Source organism: Brevundimonas sp. CURTG3B2_SDJG, assembly GCF_057364705.1.
In genome coordinates this window covers 1-5,214 of the sequence record NZ_JBNFOJ010000202.1, presented here as the reverse complement: position 1 = coordinate 5,214, position 5,214 = coordinate 1, and the positions used below count along the sequence as shown (strand labels likewise).

7 protein-coding genes are annotated in these 5,214 nt (G+C 70.0%); 4 read left to right on the top strand and 3 right to left on the bottom strand.

Translation table 11 applies throughout. From position 1 onward, the window contains the following. Positions 1-242: 242 nt before the first annotated feature. The gene (locus AC2W7C_RS13075; RefSeq protein ID WP_486001830.1) at positions 243-569 is read left to right on the top strand and encodes a hypothetical protein; all 327 of its coding nucleotides are present in this window, start codon (positions 243-245) and stop codon (positions 567-569) included. Between the two features lie 53 nt (positions 570-622). Here the strand turns inward: AC2W7C_RS13075 and AC2W7C_RS13070 are convergent, their stop codons facing one another. The 3 genes from AC2W7C_RS13070 to ykgO form a co-directional block, all read right to left on the bottom strand. Beyond that, positions 623-943, bottom strand: a complete 321-nt coding sequence (locus AC2W7C_RS13070) for a hypothetical protein (RefSeq protein ID WP_486001829.1) — start codon at positions 941-943, stop codon at positions 623-625. 86 nt (positions 944-1,029) lie between these two features. Beyond that, positions 1,030-1,305, bottom strand: a complete 276-nt coding sequence (gene gapR / locus AC2W7C_RS13065; protein WP_420470605.1) for a nucleoid-associated protein GapR — start codon at positions 1,303-1,305, stop codon at positions 1,030-1,032. A gap of 177 nt (positions 1,306-1,482) precedes the next feature. Further along, the gene (gene ykgO, locus AC2W7C_RS13060) at positions 1,483-1,608 is read right to left on the bottom strand and encodes a type B 50S ribosomal protein L36 (protein ID WP_056453617.1); all 126 of its coding nucleotides are present in this window, start codon (positions 1,606-1,608) and stop codon (positions 1,483-1,485) included. Positions 1,609-1,824: 216 nt separating this feature from the next. Between ykgO and AC2W7C_RS13055 the strand changes: the two genes are divergently transcribed. The 3 genes from AC2W7C_RS13055 to AC2W7C_RS13045 all read left to right on the top strand — a co-directional run bounded on the left by AC2W7C_RS13055 (position 1,825) and on the right by AC2W7C_RS13045 (position 4,714). After that, positions 1,825-2,949 (top strand): helix-turn-helix domain-containing protein, encoded by a 1,125-nt coding sequence (locus AC2W7C_RS13055; RefSeq protein WP_486001828.1) that lies wholly within the window; start codon positions 1,825-1,827, stop codon positions 2,947-2,949. 89 nt (positions 2,950-3,038) lie between these two features. After that, on the top strand, positions 3,039-3,191 hold the full coding sequence (locus AC2W7C_RS13050; protein ID WP_486001827.1) for a hypothetical protein: 153 nt from the start codon (positions 3,039-3,041) through the stop codon (positions 3,189-3,191). Beyond that, positions 3,188-4,714 carry a serine hydrolase domain-containing protein gene (locus tag AC2W7C_RS13045; protein ID WP_486001826.1) on the top strand — a complete coding sequence of 509 codons (1,527 nt, stop codon included), beginning with the start codon at positions 3,188-3,190 and terminating at the stop codon, positions 4,712-4,714. The genes AC2W7C_RS13050 and AC2W7C_RS13045 overlap by 4 nt, the downstream gene beginning before the upstream one ends. The last annotated feature ends 500 nt before the right edge of the window (positions 4,715-5,214 follow it).

The window sequence follows — 5,214 nt, the reverse complement described above, 5'->3', positions numbered from 1 at the left end:
CGAACGGCGCGAAGGCGGCGGCGGGGGCGGCATGCAGATGCGCAATGGGCGGCCGGCGGGCGCGGCGGTCCGCCGATGCAGCCCGGACAGGGCCGCTTTAATCTTTTCGATCTATCACACCTAACCGCCTGCAGGATGAGATCCGCATCGCCGACGGTCTGCCGGTCCTGGACCTGCTGGACGGCGCCGCCACCTCCAGCCGCGGCGGCACGCCCCGGAACGAGGTTCAGCTTCAGACTGGCGTGTTCCGCAACGGGATCGGCGCCTTCATGTTCGCCAACTGGCGCGAAGGCACCCGCGTCGACGGCGGCGCGGGTCCGGACCTCAGCTTCTCGGACCAGGCGACGGTCAGCCTGAACGTCTTCATGGACCTGAACCAGCGGACCCGCTGGGTCGAGAAATTCCCTTGGCTGAAGGGCTCGCGCCTGAACCTCGGGGTCCAGAACCTGTTCGACACCCGCCCGGAAGTCACCGCGTCCGGCGGCGACACGCCGCTGAACTACCAGCCCGACTATCTCGACCCCCAGGGCCGGGTGGTCAGCCTGACGTTCCGCAAGATCCTGTTCTAGGGGCTAGGTTCTAGGGTCTGGGGGCTAGAGAGCAGGGGCGGAATCCCTGGAACCTAGTCCCTGGGACTTGGCCCCTTCTTTCCCCACCGCCGCTTCGGCTCTTCCCCCTTCGCCTTGGCCGCGATCTCCTTGAGCTTGCGCCCCTGCATCGCCGACAGGGCCTGCCCGGGAGCGCCCAGCTCCGGATCGCCGAACGCGCGTCCATGGGTCTTCACCCGCTCCGAAACGGAGTCCAGGAACTCGCCTTCCCATTCGGACAGCGAAACGCCCGCCTTCTCTGCCGAGCGGCGGGCGCGCTTGAGGGCGTTCAGGGCCGCGCGCTGCGCCGCCTTGCGCTGGGCTTCAAAGGGACTGGGTGGCGCTTTGCGTTTCACGAAGGGGCCAGGGTCTGGGGACTAGGGTCTAGGGGAGATCGATCCCCACGACGCAAAACTAGAACCTAGAACCTAACCCCTGGAACCTAAACCTCGCCCAGCGCCGACAGGTACAGGTCCAGGATCGCCTCTTCCTCCTGGCGCTTGGCCTTGTCCTGTTTTCGGATGCGGATGACCTTGCGCAGCGTCTTGACGTCGTAGCCTTCGCCCTTGGCCTCGGCGAAGACCTCCTTCATGTCCGTCATCACCGCCTGCTTGTCCTCCTCCAGGCGCTCCAGGCGCTCGATGATGGAGCGCAGGCGCCCCTGGGCCGTGGCGGTCAGCACGTCGGGCGACGAATCGAAGGCGGCGTCATCGGCCATGGGGAGAACTCCGGAGAAACGAACCGCCCTCAAGCGGCCCGAAGGGCGCTGGGGCGACAATGAGGGGCGACGCTAACCACGCCGCCACGCCCGACTCAACGCCGGACGCGAAAAAGGCTGCGGACAAGTCCGCAGCCTTCGAAACTTTCGCGCACGCCCGACTGGGCGCGGGTCTTCTTAGCCCTGCTTGGCCTTGAAGCGCGGGTCCGTCTTGTTGATCACATAGACGATGCCCTTGCGGCGCACGACCTTACAGTCGCGATGGCGACCCTTGAGCGACTTGAGCGAGCTGCGGACCTTCATGGTCGTCGTCCTGAGGCAAAGCAAAATAGAAAAGCCGCGGGACGAGCCTGCGGCGGAGCGGTGCGTATAGAGAGGCCCGGCGAAAAGGTCAACCGATGATGGCCGGCGAGGCCGCTGCGGCCGATCCGCGCCGGATTCCGCTCCACCTTGCCTCTATTTCACGTGATCCGCACGCCCCGATCGGCCACCGTCGGCCTCACGGAGGACCCTTAAGGCGTGGATTCCGATCTCCTGATGACCGCCATCGGCGTGATGGCCAGCGACCTGTGCCTGCTGCTGGCCGTCTTCCTGCTCGCCGCCCCCGGACCGCTGCGGCGAGCGAACCGGTTCCTGGCCGGCTTCCTGCTGCTGACCGCCGTGGACGTCGTCGGCTGGGCCTGGCGGCTGTTTCCCGAAGGGCTGCAGGAGGGCCTGATCTTTCGCCAACCCCTCGGCTGGCTGCAGGCCCCGCTGTTCTACGCCTACGCCCTGGCGCTGTGCTTCCCCGACCGGTCGGCCCGGGTCCACCTGGCCGGCGGCGCCGCCGCCGCGACGGCTTCGGCGCTCTCGCTCGCCCCGCGCGCCCTGGCCATGGCCTCGGGCGCGCCCTTCGAGACCGACCTCGACCGGATCGCCAACAGCGTGGCGGGCGAGGTGCAGTACTACGCCTACGCCGCCGCCATGGCCCTGCTGCTGGTCCGCTACCGCCAGACCTACCGGCGCACGCGCTCCAATCCGGACGACCGCACCTTCGCCTGGCTCGCCACGGTGCTCGGCTCCTCGCTGGCGGCCCATTCGCTGGTGTTCGCCAAGAGCGTGGCCGGCATCGCCGAGCATGCGGCGACTTATTCGGCGCTGAACCTCGTCGTCGGCCTGATCGCCGTGGCCCTCGCCTGCGCCCTGACCCTGACGGCGCTGACCCGGCAGGACCTGTTCCTGGGCGCCGTCCCGGAGCCCGACCTTCCGGCCCGCGCCGACCCTTCGCCCGTCCTCGCCTCGTCCTCGTCCGACGACCCCGCCCAGGCGCAGGCGATCGCCCGGCTGGAGGCCTTCATGGCCGCCCACCAGCCCTTCCTGGACCCCTCGCTCACCATCCGCGGCCTGGCCCGCCGCCTGGGCATGGGCCAGCGCGAGCTGTCGGCCCTGATCAACCAGCGCCTGGGCGTGCACTTCTTCGACTACGTGAACCGTTATCGGATCGACAAGGCGGCCGCCCTGCTGGCCGATCCCGCCATGGCCCAGGCCAGCGTCCTGGAGATCGCGCTGCAGTCCGGGTTCAACACCAAGTCCTCGTTCAACGCCGCCTTCAGCCGCCATCGGGGCGAGACCCCGACCGCGCACCGCCGCCGCGCCCTCGCCTGAGCGCCTCCGCGCGTCCGACTTCGCGAAGTCGGTCGCCGCCCCCTTCCGCGTCCGGCCATCCCTTCCCTGTCATTCCCAGGGAGACTTCGATGTCGCTTCGCCTCGCGCCCGTCCTGGCGCTGGTCCTCCTGATCCTCGGCGCCGCCGCCCCGGCCGCGGCCGCCGCCTCGCCCGAGGCGGCCATCGCCCGCCTGCTGGAGCCCTGGAGCCGCCCCGACGTCCCGGCGCCGCCGTCGTCGTGACCTTGGACGGCCAGGTCGTCGCCCGCGTCGCTGCGGGGTCCGCCGACATCGAGCAGGGCGCGCCCGCCACGACCCGGACCGCCTTCCACGCCGCCTCCGTCTCCAAGCAGTTCACCGCCTTCGCGATCCTGCTTCTCGAGCAGGACGGCAGGCTGTCGATCGACGATCCCCTATCGAAATACGTCCCCGAGGCCGAGGCCTACGGCGCCGTCCCCCTGCGTCGGCTGATGAACCAGACCGGCGGCGTGCGCGACGACGGCCTCCTGCTGGCCATGGCCGGCTGGCGCGACGAGGATCTGTTCACCGACGAACAGGTCCTGGGCGTGCTGACCCGCCAGCGCGCCGGCAACTTCCCGCCGGGCGAGCGCTATCAGTACACCAACGGCGGCTACGGCCTGCTGGCCGAGGTGGTGCGCCGCGTCTCGGGCCGGAGCCTGGCCGACTTCTGCCGCGACCGGATGTTCACGCCCCTGGGCATGACCCGCACCCGCTTCCAGGACGACGCCTCGGCCGTCATCCCCGGGCGCGCCGAATCCTACAGGCGCTCCGGCGACGGCTATGTCCGCGACGTCCTGACCAACGCCATCGCCGGCTCGACCGGCCTGGTGACGACCGCCGAGGACCTCAGCCTCTGGGCCCGCAATTTCGAGACCCCGATCGTCGGCGGCCCCGCCATCTTCCGCCGCATGGAAGAGCAGGGCGTTCTGAACGACGGGACGGTGAACTTCTACGCCCTGGGCCAGGAGCGTCACGCCTATCACGGTCTGGACACCTGGAGCCACGGCGGCCGCGACGCCGGCTACCGCAGCTTCCTTCTGCGCATCCCGGGGGAGCGCTTCACGGTCTCGGTGCTGAGCAATGCGTCCGACTTCGACACCGCCAAGGTCGCCTTCGCCGTCGCCGATCTATACCTCTCCGGCCGTCCCGCGTGGCGCGCCGATCCGCCGCCCGTCCAGGCCGCCCCCACGCCGGCGCTACTGGCCGCCTACGCCGGGGTCTACGAGCTCTTTCCCGGCCTGCTGTTCCACATCACCACCGACGGTCGCCGCCTTCTGTTCGCCATGGGCGACGGGGAGCCGGCCGAACTGCCCGCCCTGTCGGCGGCGTCCTTCCTGCTGAACCCCAAGACCGACCTGACCCTCGACTTTCCCGAGACGTCGGGGGCCGCGGCGCCCGGCCTGAAGTACCGCATCGGCCTGCACGGCGCCCTGGACGCGCCGCGGATCGCGCTCGCGCCCTTCTCGCCGGAAAGCGTCCGGCTCGAGGACTTCGCGGGCCGCTTCCACAGTCCCGAGCTTGAGACCGACTATGTGCTGGTGGTCCAGGACGGCCGGCTGGTCATGCGCCACCCCCGTCTGTCCCCGGTGGCCTTGCGCCCCTACCAGCCCGATGTCTTCGCCGGGGAGGAGGCCGCCTTCGGCCGGTTCGCCTTCCAGCGCGACGCCGCCGGACGGGTGACCGGCTTCGTCCTGTCGGGGCCGGTGGCGGAGGGGATCGTCTTCGTCCGGCGCGCCGAACCCTAGCGCGCCGCCAGCGGCCGACCGCGTTGCGAGCGTCAGCGCAACACCCGCGCTCAAGCAGCGAGCCGCCGCGCGGCGAGCGCTAGCGCACTAAAAAGCCGGAGCGATCTCTGGAGGCCTGGCCTCCGAGTTGAACGGAGGGTCTTCGGCGTTGCACCGCCGACGCGTCGCCCCTCCGCCACCAGGCCGTATCAGAGGACGCTCTCCCCTACGCCCGGCCTGTTCACCATTCCAACAACAAAGAGGGTTAATGACGCCGTTCGGGGAAGTTCACGGCAACGCTTTCCCCCGAGGGGCGCTTTATGGCGAACCGGCGCGGATAGCGCAGTTGTTATGACGCCGCCGCGCGAGGGGACACTAAGACTACCGCCATGCGTATCAGCCTTCGCCTCCTCCTGATTCTGTCGGTCGCCGCCTGCGCCCCCATGCTGCCCGAGGCGCCGCCCCTGCCGGCCCTGCCCTCCGCCGATCCCGCGCCCTCCGCTCCCGAACCGCCGCGCCAG

What these genes read in the sequence shown, in the direction of transcription:
- gapR (WP_420470605.1), bottom strand. Translation starts at nt 1,305, where the DNA reads ATGGCCGATGACGCCGCCTTCGATTCGTCGCCCGACGTGCTGACCGCC.
- ykgO (WP_056453617.1), bottom strand. Translation starts at nt 1,608, where the DNA reads ATGAAGGTCCGCAGCTCGCTCAAGTCGCTCAAGGGTCGCCATCGCGAC.
- AC2W7C_RS13050 (WP_486001827.1), top strand. Translation starts at nt 3,039, where the DNA reads ATGTCGCTTCGCCTCGCGCCCGTCCTGGCGCTGGTCCTCCTGATCCTC.